The organism is Tepidiphilus sp. HLB4, from assembly GCF_054823945.1.
The window spans coordinates 1-312 of sequence record NZ_JSYB01000097.1; the positions used below are offsets into that span (position 1 = coordinate 1).

Here is a 312-nt window from a genome sequence, read left to right on the forward strand (position 1 = left end):
TCGAACCGCTGACCTCTTGCATGCCATGCAAGCGCTCTACCAACTGAGCTACACCCCCGACGAAGCACCTGCAGCAATCCTGGCGGAGTGGACGGGACTCGAACCCGCGACCCCCGGCGTGACAGGCCGGTATTCTAACCGACTGAACTACCACTCCGCACTCGTAAACCCTGGCGTCCCCACGGGGATTCGAACCCCGGTTACCGCCGTGAAAGGGCGGTGTCCTAGGCCTCTAGACGATGGGGACCCGCAAAACCGTTTCTCTGGTGGAGGTAAGCGGAGTCGAACCGCTGACCTCTTGCATGCCATGCA

2 tRNA genes are annotated in these 312 nt (G+C 61.5%); both read right to left on the reverse strand.

From position 1 onward, the window contains the following. Positions 1-80 precede the first annotated feature (80 nt). Positions 81-157, reverse strand: a tRNA-Asp gene (locus OA56_RS11040). A 14-nt stretch (positions 158-171) separates the two neighbouring features. Further along, positions 172-247, reverse strand: a tRNA-Glu gene (locus tag OA56_RS11045). Positions 248-312 lie beyond the last annotated feature (65 nt).